11 protein-coding genes are annotated in these 16,214 nt (G+C 66.2%); 5 read left to right on the top strand and 6 right to left on the bottom strand.

Annotation, left to right across the window (positions count from 1 at the left end):
- The first annotated feature begins 7 nt into the window (after positions 1–7).
- A complete protein-coding gene (locus ACQR10_RS12980; protein WP_315801810.1) occupies positions 8–823 on the top strand; it encodes an arylamine N-acetyltransferase family protein in 816 nt (271 codons plus the stop codon).
- Positions 824–1,797: 974 nt separating this feature from the next.
- Here ACQR10_RS12980 and ACQR10_RS12975 read toward each other — a convergent pair.
- Together ACQR10_RS12975 and gltB are read right to left on the bottom strand one after the other, a co-directional pair.
- Positions 1,798–3,246 (bottom strand): glutamate synthase subunit beta, encoded by a 1,449-nt coding sequence (locus ACQR10_RS12975; RefSeq protein ID WP_316179620.1) that lies wholly within the window; start codon positions 3,244–3,246, stop codon positions 1,798–1,800.
- A gap of 195 nt (positions 3,247–3,441) precedes the next feature.
- Complete coding sequence (gene gltB / locus ACQR10_RS12970) at positions 3,442–8,178, bottom strand: glutamate synthase large subunit (RefSeq protein WP_316217180.1); 4,737 nt, start codon at positions 8,176–8,178, stop codon at positions 3,442–3,444.
- A gap of 536 nt (positions 8,179–8,714) precedes the next feature.
- Between gltB and ACQR10_RS12965 the strand changes: the two genes are divergently transcribed.
- Positions 8,715–9,719, top strand: coding sequence for a hypothetical protein (locus ACQR10_RS12965; RefSeq protein ID WP_316217179.1), 1,005 nt, complete (start codon positions 8,715–8,717; stop codon positions 9,717–9,719).
- Positions 9,720–9,906: 187 nt separating this feature from the next.
- Here ACQR10_RS12965 and ACQR10_RS12960 read toward each other — a convergent pair whose 3' ends face one another.
- The gene (locus tag ACQR10_RS12960; RefSeq protein WP_316179614.1) at positions 9,907–10,671 is read right to left on the bottom strand and encodes an alpha/beta fold hydrolase; all 765 of its coding nucleotides are present in this window, start codon (positions 10,669–10,671) and stop codon (positions 9,907–9,909) included.
- Between the two features lie 165 nt (positions 10,672–10,836).
- On the bottom strand, positions 10,837–11,316 hold the full coding sequence (locus ACQR10_RS12955; RefSeq protein WP_315801815.1) for an Hsp20 family protein: 480 nt from the start codon (positions 11,314–11,316) through the stop codon (positions 10,837–10,839).
- Positions 11,317–11,510: 194 nt separating this feature from the next.
- Between ACQR10_RS12955 and ACQR10_RS12950 the strand changes: the two genes are divergently transcribed.
- Positions 11,511–12,458 carry an alpha/beta hydrolase gene (locus ACQR10_RS12950; protein ID WP_315801816.1) on the top strand — a complete coding sequence of 316 codons (948 nt, stop codon included), beginning with the start codon at positions 11,511–11,513 and terminating at the stop codon, positions 12,456–12,458.
- A gap of 81 nt (positions 12,459–12,539) precedes the next feature.
- Entirely contained in the window at positions 12,540–13,388 is an 849-nt protein-coding gene (locus tag ACQR10_RS12945; protein ID WP_316217178.1) for a tetratricopeptide repeat protein, read from the top strand.
- On the opposite strand, the gene ACQR10_RS12940 is transcribed toward ACQR10_RS12945, so the two are convergent.
- Positions 13,378–14,088, bottom strand: coding sequence for a hypothetical protein (locus ACQR10_RS12940; protein WP_316179610.1), 711 nt, complete (start codon positions 14,086–14,088; stop codon positions 13,378–13,380). The genes ACQR10_RS12945 and ACQR10_RS12940 overlap by 11 nt on opposite strands.
- A 75-nt stretch (positions 14,089–14,163) precedes the next feature.
- Positions 14,164–15,366, bottom strand: a complete 1,203-nt coding sequence (locus ACQR10_RS12935; protein ID WP_316217177.1) for an ABC transporter substrate-binding protein — start codon at positions 15,364–15,366, stop codon at positions 14,164–14,166.
- 145 nt (positions 15,367–15,511) lie between these two features.
- Here ACQR10_RS12935 and ACQR10_RS12930 point away from each other — a divergent pair, with 145 nt between their 5' ends.
- Positions 15,512–16,186: a GntR family transcriptional regulator gene (locus ACQR10_RS12930; RefSeq protein WP_316217176.1), complete on the top strand. Its 675-nt coding sequence runs from the start codon at positions 15,512–15,514 to the stop codon at positions 16,184–16,186.
- Positions 16,187–16,214 lie beyond the last annotated feature (28 nt).

The following is a 16,214-nucleotide window of genomic DNA, read 5'->3' as shown; positions in this document are numbered from 1 at the left end:
CGTTGCGATGGCGGATGAGTTTCAGCTGGAGTCCTATCTCGCCCGCATCGCCTATCGCGGGCCGCTCGCGCCCGACCTGGCGACGCTCGCAGCGCTGCAGGCCGCGCATGTCGACGCGCTGCCGTTCGAGGCGCTCGATCCGCTGATGGGCCGTTCCGTCCATGTCGACCTGCCGTCCGTGCAGCAGAAGCTCGTGCTCGGCCGCCGCGGCGGCTACTGCTTCGAGCAGAACGTGCTGTTCCAGGCCGCGCTGGAAGCGATCGGATTCAAGGTCAACGGCCTGACGGGGCGCGTGCGCTGGCGCTCGGCGCCATCAGATCCGCTCGGGCCGCGCCAGCACATGATGCTGCTCGTCGAGGTCGACGGCCATCCGCATCTCGTCGATGTCGGCTTCGGCATCTGCATGATGGATGCGCCCATCCGTCTCGAGATCGGGCCCGAGCAGCAGACGCCGATGGGGACGTTTCGCATCGGCACGTGGGACGGACTCTACACGGTCAGCGCAAAGCAGCCGGCGGGCTGGCGCATGATGTACGCGTTCGACCTCGCGCCGCAGATCCATGCCGACTACGTGCTCGGCAACTGGTACACCTCGACCAGCCCGAACGTGCCGGCCACGCATACGCTGATGATGGAGCGTGTCGAGCCTCGTGTGCGGCACAAGCTGGTCAGCCGCCGCTATCAGCGGCAGGCGCGCGATGGCGAGGTGATCGAGGAGCGGATCATCGAGACCGCCGGCGAGCTTGGCCGTCTCATCGACGACATCTTCCGTGTGACGCCCCCGGTGCCGGTCGAAGACATCTGGGCGCGGACGTCGAGCTGATCGCGTTGCAGGTTGCACGCGATGTTCTGTGATCGAACGTGCGTTGCGGCCGCGCATGCGAGCACGAGTCGCTGCGGAACTTTTTCGCGTGTCGTGCGGAATTTGACGGGAATGCCGGCCCTCTCATTGTGTTTATGTTAAGAGTCGCACCCTTAGGTTGCGGGAACCGGAGAGGCTCGCGGCTGCCAGCCGTCGAACAATGGGGATCGTCCAGCATGACTGACATCGTGATGCACGCGACGCGATCAATCCTGCCGAGTGTGTCCGAGCAGGGCTGCCCTCACCGAACACGGCCGCATCCTTCCTGACATCGGAGCCGCGCACCGCGGCTCATCCGAGCTGGCCTCACGGCCAGGACGGGTGGGGGCTTCACGGTTGCAACGTCGACCCTGACGCTTCGACGCTCATCCGATCGATCATGAGACCACGGCCTGACCTGCCACTTCAGGCCGAGCGGAGACTCTCGTCGAGGAAGCCCCCATCCCTTTTTTTGTTGTCCGTGCAATGAATGCTGCAAATTGGATTGGAGCTGCAAGCGACGCAATCGGTGCGCTCCCCTCCCCCTTGCGGGGAGGGATCGGGGGTGGGGGTCCCCGAGTCACGTTCGATCTGATGAGAGCTGAATTCTCTATCCGTGAGTAGGGCGCATGCTGAGCTCGATAGTCTCACCGCGTCATTGCGAGCGCAGCGAAGCAATCCAGAGTCGGTTGCGCGGCTCTGGATTGCTTCGTCGCTTTGCTCCTCGGAAGCTCATAGCTGACTTCAGAAGAAGAGGGCGACGAAAGCGGTGACTGCCTTGGGCATGTTCTTCGGCATGTTCTTGGGCATGTTGAAGCGCCGGCGGATCCAACGCTGTTCGGCGCCCGGTGACCCCCACCCCCGACCCCTCCCCGCAAGGGGGAGTGGAGCGCACCGGCGTCGGGGTGGGCAGTCGGGCTAAGGCTGATCTACAGCACGTCCACTACACTCCGCGCTCAGCGCGGCAGCTCGGTCTTGCCCATAAGGAACTTGTCGACGGCCTGGGCGCACAAGCGGCCCTCGCGGATCGCCCAGACCACCAGCGACTGGCCGCGCCGCATGTCGCCGGCGGAGAAGACCTTCGGCAGCGAGGTCTGGTAGTCGGTCAGGTTGGCCTTGACGTTGCCGCGCGGGTCGAGGTCGACGCCAAGGCTCTTGAGCAGACCCTCGTGCACCGGATGCACGAAGCCCATCGCCAGCAGCACGAGGTCGGCTGCGAGCTCGAACTCGGTGCCCGGGATCGGCTTGAACTGGGCGTCGACGCGGACGCAGTGCATCTTCTTGACCGCGCCGTTCTCACCCTCGAACTTCTGCGTCAGCACCGCGAACTCGCGCATCGCGCCCTCGGCCTGGCTCGACGATGTCCGCATCTTCAGCGGCCAGTTCGGCCAGGTCAGCGCCTTGTCCTCGCGCTCCGGCGGGGCCGGCATGATCTCGAGCTGGGTCACGGAGAGCGCGCCCTGGCGCAGCGAGGTGCCGATGCAGTCGCTGCCGGTGTCGCCGCCGCCGATCACGACGACATGCTTGCCGCCGGCGAGGATCTCGGTCGCATTCACCGGCTCGTTGCCGACGCGGCGGTTCTGCTGCGGCAGGAAGTCCATCGCGTAATGAATGCCGGCGAGATCGCGGCCGGGGATCGGCAGGTCGCGCGGGGCTTCCGCGCCGCCGGTCAGCGCCACGGCGTCGTAATCCTTCAGCAGCGTCTTGGCATCGAGGCCATCCTTGCCGCCGACATTGACGCCGTAGTGGAAGACGACGCCTTCGCCTTCCATCTGCGCGATGCGGCGGTCGATGATACCCTTCTCCATCTTGAAGTCGGGAATGCCGTAGCGCAGCAGACCGCCGGCCTTGGCGTGCTTCTCATAGACATGCACCTCGTGTCCGGCGCGCGCCAGCTGCTGCGCGGCTGCGAGACCGGCCGGACCCGCGCCGACGACCGCGACCTTCTTGCCGGTCTTGACGGAGGCCGGCTCCGGCTTCAGCCAGCCATTCTCCCAGGCCTTGTCGACGATGGCGCATTCGATCGTCTTGATGGTCACCGGGTTGTCGTCGATGTTCAAGGTGCACGACGCCTCGCACGGGGCAGGGCAGATGCGGCCGGTGAACTCCGGGAAGTTGTTGGTCGAGTGCAGGTTGCGCGACGCCTCTTCCCAGTTGCCGTTGTAGACGAGGTCGTTCCAGTCCGGGATCTGGTTGTTGACCGGGCAGCCGGTGGTGCCCGGCGCGGCCGAGCCCGTGCCGTGGCAGTAGGGGATGCCGCAATTCATGCAGCGCGCCGCCTGGTCGCGCAGCTCCTTTTCGGAGAGCGGCACCACGAACTCGTTGAAGTTCTTCAGACGCTCGGCAACCGGCGCGTACTTGCGATCGTGCCGCTCGATTTCGAGAAAACCTGTGACCTTGCCCATGACCTACGACGTCCCTGACTGCTCGGGCCTCATGGTTCGAGACGGCGCTTTCGCGCCTCCTCACCATGAGGGTTTGCTCCTACTTCTCCTCACCCTGAGGAGCGGCGTCTTCGCCGCGTCTCGAAGGGTGAGGCCCCGCTCTCGGCCTCATGGTTCGAGACGGCGCTACGCGCCTCCTCACCATGAGGAGAGATATCAAGCCCCGATCGCGATCTTCGGCTCGGCGTCGGCGTTGGCCGCCATTTCCTTCAGGGCGCGGCGGTACTCGACCGGCATCACCTTGCGGAACTTCGGCGCATAGTCCTTCCAGTTCGCCAGGATTTCTGCGGCGCGCTTCGAGCCGGTGGCCTTGGCGTGACGCGAGATCAGGATGTGCAGGCGCTCGATGTCGGACGCCAGCAGGTTCTTGAACACGTCGACCCGGCCATGCGCCTCGAGATCGCCCATCTGGTGATAGGAGGCTTCCGCGATCATCTCCTCCGACAGCACCGGCTCGAGCTCGACCATCGCCATGTTGCAATGCTTGTCGAAGTCGCCGGCCTCGTCGAGCACATAGGCGACGCCGCCGGACATGCCGGCCGCGAAGTTGCGCCCGGTCTTGCCGAGCACGACGACGATGCCGCCGGTCATGTATTCGCAGCAATGATCGCCCGCGCCCTCGACCACGGCGACCGCGCCCGAGTTACGGACCGCGAAGCGCTCGCCGGCGATGCCGCGGAAGAAGCACTCGCCGGAGATGGCGCCGTACATCACGGTGTTGCCGACGATGATCGATTCCTCCGGCACGATGCCGGAGTTGCGTGGCGGCTTGACGATGATGCGGCCGCCCGACAGGCCCTTGCCGACATAGTCGTTGCCTTCGCCTTCGAGCTCGAAGGTGACGCCTTGGGCGAGCCAGGCGCCGAAGGCCTGGCCGGCGGTGCCCTTCAGGCTGACATGGATCGTATCCTGCGGCAGGCCAGCATGGCCGTAGATCTTGGCCACCGCGCCCGAGAGCATCGCACCCGCCGAACGGTCGGTGTTGTTGATCTCGGCCTCGATCTTGACCGGCGCGCCGCGGTCGAGCGCGGGCTTGGCCTGCTCGATCAGCTTGCGGTCGAGCACGGCGTCGAGGTGATGGTCCTGCTTCTCGGCGTGATAGACCTTCTGGCCCGGCTCCGCCTTCTGCTTGACGAACAGCTTGGAGAAGTCGAGGCCCTTGGCCTTCCAATGCGCCACCAGCCTGGACTGGTCGAGCATCTGGGTCTGGCCGACCATCTCGTTGAACGAGCGGTAGCCCAGAGCGGCCATGATCTCGCGGACTTCCTCGGCGACGAAGAAGAAGAAGTTGATGACGTGCTCGGGCTGGCCTGTGAAGCGCTTGCGCAGCACCGGGTCCTGGGTGGCAACGCCCACGGGACAGGTGTTGAGGTGGCACTTGCGCATCATGATGCAACCGGCCGCGATCAACGGCGCGGTGGCGAAGCCGAACTCGTCGGCGCCAAGGAGTGCGCCGATGACGACGTCACGGCCGGTGCGGAAACCGCCGTCGACCTGGACCACGATGCGGCTGCGCAGCCGCTCTCGCACCAGCGTCTGATGCGTCTCGGCAAGGCCGATCTCCCACGGCGATCCCGCATGCTTGATCGAGGTGAGCGGGGAGGCACCGGTGCCGCCCTCGAAGCCCGCGATCGTGACGTGGTCGGCGCGCGCCTTGGCGACGCCGGCCGCAACCGTGCCGACGCCGACCTCCGAGACGAGCTTGACCGAGACCTGACCGTCGGGATTGACGTTCTTCAGGTCGTAGATCAGCTGCGCGAGATCCTCGATCGAGTAGATGTCGTGGTGCGGCGGCGGCGAGATCAGGCCGACGCCGGGCGTCGAGTGGCGCACCTTGGCGATGGTGGCGTCGACCTTGTGGCCGGGCAGCTGACCGCCTTCGCCGGGCTTGGCACCCTGCGCCATCTTGATCTGCATCATGTCGGAGTTGACGAGGTACTCCGTCGTCACGCCGAACCGGCCCGAGGCGACCTGCTTGATCGCCGAGCGCATGGAATCGCCGTTCGGCAGCGGCTTGAAGCGGTCGGCCTCCTCGCCGCCTTCGCCGGTGTTCGACTTGCCGCCGATCCGGTTCATGGCGATCGCGAGCGTCGTATGCGCCTCGCGCGAGATCGAGCCGAAGCTCATCGCGCCCGTGGCGAAGCGCTTGACGATCTCCTTCGCCGGCTCGACCTCGTCGAGCGGAACCGGCTTGCGCTTGTCGTCCTCGGCCGACTTGATCCGGAACAGGCCGCGCAGGGTCAGCAGCCGCTCCGACTGCTCGTTGAGCAGCTTGGCGAACGCCTGGTAGCGCTCCCTGGAGTTGCCGCGCACGGCGTGCTGCAAGGTCGCAACCGACTCTGCCGTCCACGCATGGTCCTCGCCGCGGGTGCGGTAGGCATATTCGCCGCCGACATCGAGCGCGCTCTTGTAGACCAGCGCATCGCCGAACGCGTCGCGGTGACGGCGCGTGGTCTCCTCGGCGATCTCGGCGAGGCCGACGCCCTCGATGCGGGTGTGGGTGCCGGCGAAGAACTTCTGCACGAACTCGGCGCGAAGGCCGACCGCGTCGAAGATCTGCGCGCCGCAGTAGGACTGATAGGTCGAGATGCCCATCTTCGACATGACCTTGAGCAGGCCCTTGCCGATCGACTTGATGTAGCGCTTGACGACCTCGTAGTCGCTCAGCGCGCCCGGCAGCTTGTCCTTGAGCGCGATGATGGTCTCGAAGGCGAGATACGGATTGATCGCCTCGGCGCCATAGCCCGCGAGACACGCGAAGTGATGCACCTCGCGCGGCTCACCCGACTCCACCACGAGGCCGACCGACGTGCGTAGGCCGGTGCGGATCAGGTGATGATGCACGGCGGCGCAGGCGAGCAGCGACGGGATCGGAATCCGGTCGGCCGAGACCATGCGGTCGGACAGGATGATGATGTTGACGCCCTCGCGCACCGCGGCTTCGGCGCGGCCGCAGAGATCGTCGAGCACCTGCTCGAAGCCGGCCGCGCCCAGGCTCGCATCGAAGGTGGTGTCCAGCGTGCGTGAGACGAAGTGGCTGTCGGAGACCTCAGAGATCGAGCGGATCTTCTCCAGGTCCGCATCGGTCAGGATCGGCTGATGCACCTCGAGCCGCTTGGTCGAGGCGACACCCTCGAGGTCGAACAGGTTCGGTCGCGGGCCGATGATCGAGACCAGGCTCATCACCAGCTCCTCGCGGATCGGATCGATCGGCGGGTTGGTGACCTGTGCGAAGTTCTGCTTGAAGTAGGTGAAGAGCAGCTTCGGCTTGTCCGACAGCGCCGAGATCGGCGTGTCGTTGCCCATCGAGCCCGTGGCCTCCTCGCCGGTCGCCGCCATCGGCGTCATCAGGATAGCGATGTCTTCCTGGCTGTAGCCGAACGCCTGCTGCCGGTCCAAGAGCGGCAGGTTGGTGCGCGCACCCGTGGTCGGCGCATCCGGCAGCTTCTCGACCTGGATCTGCGTGCGGCCGAGCCACTCGGTGTAGGGATGGCTGGCGGCGAGCTGCGCCTTGATCTCGTCGTCCGGGATCAGGCGGCCCTGCTCGAGATCGACGAGCAGCATCTTGCCGGGCTGCAGCCGCCACTTGGTGACGATCTGGTCCTCCGGGATCTTCAGCACGCCCATCTCGGACGCCATTACGATGCGGTCGTCCTTGGTGACGAGATAGCGCGCCGGCCGCAGGCCGTTGCGGTCGAGCGTGGCGCCGATCTGGCGGCCGTCGGTGAAGGCGATCGCGGCGGGGCCGTCCCACGGCTCCATCAGCGCGGCATGATATTCGTAGAACGAGCGGCGCTCCTCGCTCATCAGCGGATTGCCGGCCCACGCCTCCGGGATCATCATCATGACCGCGTGCGGCAGCGAGTAGCCGCCCTGCACCAGGAATTCGAGCGCGTTGTCGAAGCAGGCGGTGTCGGACTGGCCCTCGTAAGAAATCGGCCAGAGCCGGCTGATGTCCTTGCCGAACAGCTCCGACGACACCGACGCCTGCCGCGCCGCCATCCAGTTGACGTTGCCGCGCAGGGTGTTGATCTCGCCGTTATGCGCGATCATCCGGTAGGGATGCGCCAGCGACCAGGTCGGGAAGGTGTTGGTCGAGAAGCGCTGGTGCACCAGCGCCAGCGCGCTCTCGAAGTCCGGCTCGTGCAAATCGGCGTAGTACTTGCCGAGCTGGTCGGCCAGGAACATGCCCTTGTAGATCACGGTCCGGCACGACATCGAGCACGGGTAATAGCCCGACATGCCGCGGTCGCGGCGCTGATAGATCGCCTGCGAGATCGACTTTCTGAGGATGTAGAGCTTGCGCTCGAACTCGTCCTCGGTCTTGGCAGCGCCGTTGCGGCCGATGAACACCTGCATGCTGCGCGGCTCGGTCGGCTTGACCGTCACGCCCAGCGAGGAGTTGTCGGTCGGCACGTCGCGCCAGCCGAGCAGCACCAGGCCCTCGTCCTCGATCTGGTCGGCGATGATGCTCTTGATGACGTTCCGCCAGGCCTCGTCGCGCGGCATGAACAGCGAGCCGATGGCGTATTCGCCGGGGGCAGGCAGCGTGAAGCCGAGCTCCTTCGCCTTGCGCGAGAAGAAGGCGTGCGGGATCTGCACCAGGATGCCGGCGCCGTCGCCGAAGCGCGGGTCGGCGCCGACGGCGCCACGATGCTCGAGGTTGCACAGGATGTTCAGCGCGTCGGCGACGATCTGATGCGACTTCTGGCCCTTGATGTTGGCGATGAAGCCGACGCCGCAGGAATCCTTCTCCTGGCTCGGGTCATACAGACCTTCGGCCTCCGGACGCCAGGTGTGCAGCTCGCGGGTGATCTCGGCCGGTTTCTCGTGCGAATCCACAGCCAGCACCGCGCCGCCCAAAATTCCGTGCTCGACCTTCGATCCGCTCATATCCGTCCCCATCAGTTATTGGTCAGGGCCTTCACCACAGTCCGGCGCACCCCGGGCGCTGCGCGGCCCCTCTCCGGAGCCAACGCTCGTCCTTTTTCAGCGAGCCGCATTTGCAGAATTCAGGCCAGCCGCCGGGGGACCATGTCCCCGCTGGACGACCGCGGCCTGTTCATGTCGCAGCGCCCTCAGGCGCCGTAACATCATTGCAAAGTCTCGGTCACCTTTGCAACGAAATTTTAGACAGCATTTCTGTCCTAAACCGCAAGATGCCAAACTTTAACCTATCACACAAGCACTGCGGAGTCCTCGAGTTCGGGCGCCGCAACACGCTCATTCCCCAGCAAATCTTCCGTTTCTGCCGCTGACCGAACGATCCGGCCGGGCCGGCGATCACGCGCCGCGCTCGATTTTGAAACCTAACGCCCCGATCCCGCCCCTTCGCCGACCCAGGACCGCCGGAATCGCGGCAGAACTTCCGCCGCACTTGAGAAGAAGCGAACAGCTTCACGTGCGGGGGCATGCAGGAGCTTTGAACCATGAAGTTGCTAGTTGGAGTCGTCTCAGCCGCGCTGGTCGCGACGTTCGCCGCCGCGCAGGCCGAGCCGCTGCCACCGTCCGGCCTCCACGGGCCCTATACGGCGGTCTCCGATTTCGATGCGCCTTATTCGGACTTGCCGCCGCCGGCCGTCGTGCCAGCGCCACCGCCGCGCTACGGCTACCGGCCGGGGCCTGACTACGGCTATCGCGACGAGCGCTATGCGCCGCCGGCGCCGGTCTACCGGCAAGACAATTACAGAGAGGGCTATCGGCAGGACTATGGCTATGCGCCCGCGTTCCTGCCGGTACATGAGGTCTATGCCATTCTGCGCGACAACGGTTTCTCGCCGCTCGGCGCGCCGCGCCAGCGCGGCAATGTCTGGATCGTGGCGGTGCTCGATCGCCAGGGCGAGGACGGCAAGCTCGTGGTCGATGCCCGCTCCGGCCGCATCATCCGCTTCGTGCCGGCGTTCCAATGGGGCGAGGAGTACGAGCGGATGCGCTATGAGCCCGCCCCGCGCGGTGGCCTCGACCGCCTGCCGCCGCCGAGCGTGATCCGGGCCGATCCGCGCCTGGTGCCGCCGATGCCGGCTGCGCCGCGCGTTGCCACTGCGGTGCCGATCCAGCCGAAGGTGCCGACGCCTGCCGCGCGGCCGAGTGCACCGGCACCGCAGACCGCAGCGCTCAATCCGAAGCCGGCGGACGCACCCAAGGCCCTTCCGCCCAAGCCCGCGGACATCAAGCCGGCCGAGGCCAAGGCTTCGGACGCCAACACCTCTGACGCGAAGCCTTCAGAAGCCAAGCCTTCAGACGCCAAGCCTTCAGACGCCAAGGCTTCAGAGGCCAAGGCTTCAGACGCAAAACCCTCTGAGCCGAAGCCCGTGCAATCGGCCGCGGCTACGGCCACGCCGCAGACGACTGGCTCCGTCGCGGCGCCCGCGGCGAAGCCGGTGCCCCAGATCCTGCCGACGGCAAAGATGCCGGCTGTACAGGGTTTGGAATAGAGGCAGTCAGACGGTCTGCCCGGCCGCTTGCCACCCCCAACGCCGTCATCGCCCGGCTCGACCGGGCGATCCAGTCAACACCGGCATCTCGGTCATTCACGACCGCCGCCGCGGACTGGATGCCCGCTTTCGCGGGCATGACAGGTCGTTTGGAGCAGCCGATGAGACCCCAGCACCATCGGTCGCACTACTCGTGCTGACCGGCGGCCTTCAGGATCAGATCAGCGATCTCCTTCGGATGCGACACCAGCGACAGGTGTCCGGCGTCGAGCTCGATCGTGGTTGCCTTCATGCGGTGGGCCAGGAAGCGCTCGAAATCCGGATCGATGGTCTTGTCCTGCTTCGACACTGCATAGAATGACGGCTTGTCGTGCCATGCCGCCTGGGTGGTGCGGTTGCCGAAGATCGTCGCCGCGGTCGGCCACTGCACCGCATAGAGCTCCTTTGCCGTCGTCGCATCGACGCCGTTGGCGAAGTCCGTCAGGAAGGCGTCCTCGTTGAGCTTGGTCTCGCCGTCATGGTCGACGATGCCGGCGCGCGCCGGCGGCGTCGGATATTGGCCGGCGAGCTTGACGAAATCCTCGCCCGCATCGGGGGCGCGGGCGGCGACATAGACCAGCGCGCTGACCTTCGGATCGGTGCCGACCTCGCTCACGACCGTGCCGCCCCAGGAATGGCCGACCAGCACGGCTGGCCCATCCTGCTCGGCCAGGGCGCGGCGGGTGGCGGCGGCGGAGTCCGCCAGCGAGGTCAGCGGGTTCTGCACGGCCGTGACCTTGAGGCCGGCCGCCTGCAGATAGGGGATGACCTTGGCCCAGCTCGAGCCGTCGGCCCAGGCGCCGTGCACCAGCACGACGTTGTGGACCTTGGGCGGCGGCGCGGGCTGCGCCAGAGCAGGGCCGGCCAATGCCGTCAGGGCGGCGACGAAAGTGAGGGTGCGAACGACGTTCATCGTTGAGGCTCCAGTGGCTCGGGTGAGTGAGGTCATCACTGGCGTCTTCGCTGGCCGGGTGCAGGCCGTTACCGCCCGTCACGATCGTTTGATTGCACTGCAGCAACGCACAAAAAAAACGCCCCGGCTGCCCGGGGCGTTCGCATTCTCAAGTCTGAGTGCCGGTTAAGCGGCGGCCTTCTCGGCCGATCCCTCGATCACCGGCTGCTCGGAGCCTTGCGCGCCGGTCGAGATCGGAATCGAGCGGGGCTTCTTCGCTTCCGGAATCTCGCGTACGAGGTCGACGTGGAGCAGGCCGTTTTCGAGGCTGGCGTTCTTCACCACCACGTGGTCGGCGAGCTGGAACGAGCGCTCGAACGCCCGGGCGGCGATGCCGCGATACAGCACCTCAGCCTTCTTGCCGTTCTCATTGGCGGCCTTCTCGCCCTTGATCGTCAGCGTGTTTTCCTTCGCGACGAGGGAGAGCTCATCCTTGCCAAAGCCGGAGACGGCGACGGTGATGCGGTAGGCGTTCTCACCAGTGCGCTCGATATTGTAGGGCGGATAGCCGGGGGTGGGCTCGGCGGTGGCCTGATCGAGCATCGAGAACAGACGGTCGAAACCGACGGTGGAACGATAGAAGGGGGTGAGGTCGTAGGTACGCATGGTCAAAGTCCTCCATTGAGCGACTATTGGGCAAACCCGCCCGCCATCGGGCCGGGCCGTCGTGCAGCCATCAGAGGCCTGCACGATCTCGATGTAGGGCAGGCGTTTCGACGTTCAAGGGCGTTCGGGACCTGCTCTTTTTGCCGTTCCACCCCTTGATTCCCGCTGCCTTTCACCTATTCGATGGGTGCCTCATGACGCTCGTCTCGATTCCCGCCAATCCCGTTCCCGAAAACGTCACTGCCGGCACCATCAAGACCCCTGATGGCGCCGAGCTGCGCTTTGCGCGCTGGGCGCCGCCGGCCGGGCGCAAGGGCACGGTGTGCGTGTTCACCGGCCGCAGCGAGATGATCGAGAAGTATTTCGAGACGGTGCGCGATCTGCGCGATCGCGGCTTTGCGGTCGCCATCATCGACTGGCGCGGCCAGGGCCATTCGTCGCGGCGCCTGCGCGATTCCCGCAAGGGCTATGTGCGCTCGTTCTCCGACTACGAGACCGACGTGGAGACCTTCGTCACGCAAGTCGTGCTGCCGGACTGTCCGCCGCCTTATTTCGCGCTGGCGCATTCGATGGGCGGCACGGTGCTGCTGCGGCTCGCGCATGCCGGCAAGCGCTGGTTCGATCGCATCGTGCTGTCGGCGCCGATGATCGACCTTCCGGGCAGCCGCACAGCGCTGCCGGCGCGGCTGTTGCTGCGGGCAATGCGCATCGCCGGGCAGGGCGGCCGCTACGTGCCGGGCGGCAACGACGAGATCAGCGGACTGGCGCCATTCGTCAACAATCCGCTGACCTCCGATCCGGTCCGCTATGCCCGCAACGCCGCGATCCTCGAAGAAGATCCGACGCTCGGCATCGCCTCGCCCACGGTCGCCTGGGCCGACGCCGCGTTCTCCGCGATGATGACCTTCCGCGGCATGAGCTATCCGTCGCAGATCCGCCAGCCGATCCTGATGCTGGCGGCCTCCAGCGACACCGTGGTGTCGACGGCTGCGATCGAGGAGTTCGCCTATCATCTGCGCGCCGGCTCGCATCTCGTGATCGCCGGCGCCAAGCACGAGATCCTGCAGGAGCAGGACCGCTACCGCTCGCAGTTCTGGGCCGCGTTCGATGCCTTCGTGCCGGGCACCCCGCTGTTCGGCTGAGCCGTCGCGCCCGTTTGCTGGACACCCCTGGGCGGGCGGGCTAGCTAGGCCCGACGTCCTCCTCGGAGCTTGGCGGCAGACGTGAGTGAACGGCGGAAAAATCAGCAGGCGCAGGCGCTGCAGGAAGCGGTCCACGCGCTCCGTTCGCGGCAATTCGCGCGCGCCGAGCAGATCGCCGCCTCGATCCTGCGCACGGCCAGGACCGATCGCGCGGCGCTGCTCGTTCATTCCCATGCGCTGCTTGGCCAGCACCGCGCGAGCGAGGCGATTGCGCCGCTGGAGAAGGCTGCGCTCCGCGGCAGCGATCCGGAACTCGAGACGCTGCTCGGCGCCGCCTTGTGCGAGTCCAGACGCGCCGCCGACGGCATCGCGCAGCTGCGCAAGACCGCGGCGCGGCGGCCGCCTTTTCTGCCGGCGTTCCAGGAGCTGGCGGGGCGGCTTGCCAAGTCGGGGCAGCTTGGTGAATCCATCGCCGTGATCGAGGAGGCGCTGACGCTGTCACCCGACAGCGTCGACCTCCAGCTCGATCTCGGACGCCTCTCTCTTCAGGCCAATGACCGCGTTCGTGCCCGCACGCACCTGCTGGCGGCGCGCGAGGCCGCGCCGGGACGGCCCGACATCCTGATCGAGCTCGCCTGGGTGCAGTTCCTCGACGGCGACTATGCCGAGGCCGCAGGCACCTACCGCCATGCGCTCGGGCTGCGGCCGGAGGACACGCAGACCCGCGCCAATCTCGCGATGTGTCTCGCCGAGATGGGGGATCGCGATGGCGCCCAGGCTGCGCTGCGCACGGCGGTGCGCGGCCGGCCGCATCTGCTGACCCGCGCGGCCTACACGCTCGCCGTCACCTCGCACGGCCGTTTCTTCTTCCGTCCGAGCGACGCTGCCAGATTCCTGCAGATCGACGGCGCTGCGACAGCTAAGCCCTGAACCGCTTGCGATAGACGCCCGTCTCGCGCTTCAGCGCATCGCGCACCTCGTGGATCTCGGCGATCTCCTCTTCGGTGAAGGCCGAGGTCTGCATCGCCCATGCCTGCCGCTTCACCGGAATGCATTGCGCAACCGGCGTTCCTCTCGGGATCAGGCCACGGAACGCCGTGTCATGCCAGTGCGCCGGGAAGTGCACGAACGAGTCGTGAAAGCGGTCGCTGTCGACCAGTCCGGTCAAGGTGGTGAAGGGCAGGTCGAAGCGGTTGACGGGATGCGTGAACAGCAATGCCCAGCCCTCCGGCGACTCGATCGTCCACAGATTGTGAAACTTGAGCAGGAAGCGGTCGGCCTCGAACAGCGGCGAGCCCGTGACCTGGGCGACGTCGTGAAAGCTGATCGGCGAGCGCGGAAAATCGATCGCACCGCCGGGCGGCAGCTCGTTGTCCCAACTGATGCCGCCGTCCTCGACCGTGAGATCGCAGATCAGCGGAATGAGGAAGCCCGTGGTCATGGCGTCGATGAAGGGCGGGCAGCGCTTGACGGTCTGCTCCTCGGCCTGGTTGAGCGCGCTGAACGCGGTGGCCGGCATCGTCTTGACCCAGTCGGGAACGCCCATCGGCGCCGGCACCGGCTGCGGAATGAGGCCTTCGAGCTCCTTCGGACAGCGGAATTTCAGCGTGAGCGGTTCAGTCTCGGACATCGGCGCCGCGGTTCTCCTGGGGACGACGGCAGATGTCTACGCCTTCGCCGCCGAAAGTCCAACCGGCCGCCGCCGCTACTTGGTCGACAGCACCTCGCCGAACCGCTCCCACTGCTTGCCGGTGAAGCGCATGAACTGCACCTGCTCGACCGGGAGGTGGTCGCTCTCGCTGGTGCTGACCTTGATGCCCGGCAGCAGCATCGGCAGCTCCAGATCCTTGATCGACAGCGCTTGCCGCAAAATGTTCTCGCGCGACAGATCGTTGCCGGCGGCCTTCAGCACGTGCTCCAGCACCATGCCGTTGTTGTAGCCGTTGACGTAGTTGGAATCACGGATGTCGCCGTCGGGCACGTATTTGGCCATGTAGTCGCGCCAGCCCTTGACGCCGGCATCGTCCGCCCAGGCCGGATCGAGCGGGTCCTTCACGTAAGCCGTCGAGATGATGCCGGTGCCGGCCTCGAGGCCGGCCGGCTCCATCACCGACGACATCCACACCGAGACGTTGCTCAGGAACGTCAGCGGGCGCCAGTTGATCTCATGGGTCTTGCGGATCGCCTGCGCGGCGAATTTCGGCGTCGCGGCAATGATCAGCGCATCGGCGCCGGTCGATTTCAGCTTCACGATCTGCGAGTCGATGGTCGGCTCGGTCGACTCGTAGCTTGCGACGGTCACCGCGCTGTCGAAGCGCTCGCCCAGCACGTCCTTCAGCCCGGCGAGATAGTCGCGGCCGAAATCGTCATTCTGCGCGAGAATGGCAAAGGTCGCATCCGGCTTCTTCTGCAGCGCGTAGCGCGCATACATCCGAGCCTCGTTGCGGAACGGCGCCATCACCCCCATCAAGGCCAGCGGAAATTGCTGGGGATCACCGAACTTCGAGGCGCCCGAGGCCACGAACAGCTGCGGCACCTTCTTAGCCGACAGATACTTGGCGATCGCAGTGTTGTGTGCGGTTCCCATGGTCGAGAAGATGAACGACACCTCGTCGCTCTCGACCAGCCGTCGCGTCTGCTCCACGGTCTTGGGCGGCACGTAGCCGTCGTCCAGCGAGATCAGGTTGACCTTGCGACCGTTGATGCCGCCGCGGTCGTTGACCATCTTGAAATAGGCCACCTCGCCTTTGCCGAGGATGCCGAAGGCGGACACCGGCCCGCTATAGGGCATGGTCTGTCCAATGCGGATCTCGCCGGCGGTGACGCCCGGCTGATCCTCCGCCCGCACGGGCGCGACGAGGACGGACGCGACGACGAACAATCCTGCCGCTGCGATGGCGCTTCGCATGGAGACCTCCCTGATGGCCGCGCTGTCGGCGGCGTTTTGGCGCTCAGCATAGGGGGAGGTTGAGGGTCGTGCAATTAAAATATATTTTTTTGATGAAAATGTACTTTCTGGCTCTGCTAGTGTGAATTCCCGCGAAAGTGAGTCGATGTCCGGCAGCGCCACCCAGACCGTCTACGAGCAGTTGCGTGCCAGCCTGCTCGCCGGCCTCTATCGTCCGGAGGAGAAGCTGAAGATCAGCGAGCTCGGATCAGCCTTCTCGGTCAGCACGGGGGCGATCCGCGAGGCGTTGGCGCGGCTCACGGCGGAAGGGCTGGTGACGGCGACGCCGCAGCGCGGCTTCCGCGTGGCGCCGGTCTCGGTGGCCGATCTGCGCGATCTGACCGACATGCGCGTCGAGATCGAGACCAAGTGCCTGCGCCGCGCCATCGCCAACGGTGATCTTGCCTGGGAGACCACGGTCGTTGCCGCGCATCACCGTCTGGCCGCGACGCCGATCGCGGCTCATGACGGCAGCTTCTCGCCGGCCTGGATGCTGGCGCATGCCGATTTCCATGCCGCGTTGGCCCAGGCCTGTGGCAGCGCCTGGATGATGCGGGTGCGTGATCTCCTGTTTGCACACAACGAGCGCTATCTCGATCTCGCCCGCAAGACCGATCGGGGCAACCGCGATGCCGCGCGTGAGCATCGCGAACTGATGGAGGCGGCGCTGGCGCGCGACACCGAGCGCGCTGTGATGCTCATGACGGCGCATCTCGACAAGACCCGGGACACGATCGAGGCGGCGCTGCTCGCAGCGACGGCGATGAACGAGGCGAAGTAGGACCCTATCAGGACGCAGACGGCGAACG

It is taken from the genome of Bradyrhizobium sp. HKCCYLRH2060, assembly GCF_051168135.1.
In the GTDB taxonomy this organism is placed as follows: domain Bacteria; phylum Pseudomonadota; class Alphaproteobacteria; order Rhizobiales; family Xanthobacteraceae; genus Bradyrhizobium.
The sequence above is the reverse complement of the archived record's forward strand: the minus strand, read 5'-3'. Positions and strand labels throughout refer to the sequence as shown.

Coding starts and splice junctions, on each gene's coding strand:
- ACQR10_RS12980 (WP_315801810.1), top strand. CDS start 8: ATGGCGGATGAGTTTCAGCTGGAGTCCTATCTCGCCCGCATCGCCTAT.
- ACQR10_RS12975 (WP_316179620.1), bottom strand. CDS start 3,246: ATGGGCAAGGTCACAGGTTTTCTCGAAATCGAGCGGCACGATCGCAAG.
- gltB (WP_316217180.1), bottom strand. CDS start 8,178: ATGAGCGGATCGAAGGTCGAGCACGGAATTTTGGGCGGCGCGGTGCTG.
- ACQR10_RS12965 (WP_316217179.1), top strand. CDS start 8,715: ATGAAGTTGCTAGTTGGAGTCGTCTCAGCCGCGCTGGTCGCGACGTTC.
- ACQR10_RS12960 (WP_316179614.1), bottom strand. CDS start 10,671: ATGAACGTCGTTCGCACCCTCACTTTCGTCGCCGCCCTGACGGCATTG.
- ACQR10_RS12955 (WP_315801815.1), bottom strand. CDS start 11,316: ATGCGTACCTACGACCTCACCCCCTTCTATCGTTCCACCGTCGGTTTC.
- ACQR10_RS12950 (WP_315801816.1), top strand. CDS start 11,511: ATGACGCTCGTCTCGATTCCCGCCAATCCCGTTCCCGAAAACGTCACT.
- ACQR10_RS12940 (WP_316179610.1), bottom strand. CDS start 14,088: ATGTCCGAGACTGAACCGCTCACGCTGAAATTCCGCTGTCCGAAGGAG.
- ACQR10_RS12935 (WP_316217177.1), bottom strand. CDS start 15,366: ATGCGAAGCGCCATCGCAGCGGCAGGATTGTTCGTCGTCGCGTCCGTC.
- ACQR10_RS12930 (WP_316217176.1), top strand. CDS start 15,512: ATGTCCGGCAGCGCCACCCAGACCGTCTACGAGCAGTTGCGTGCCAGC.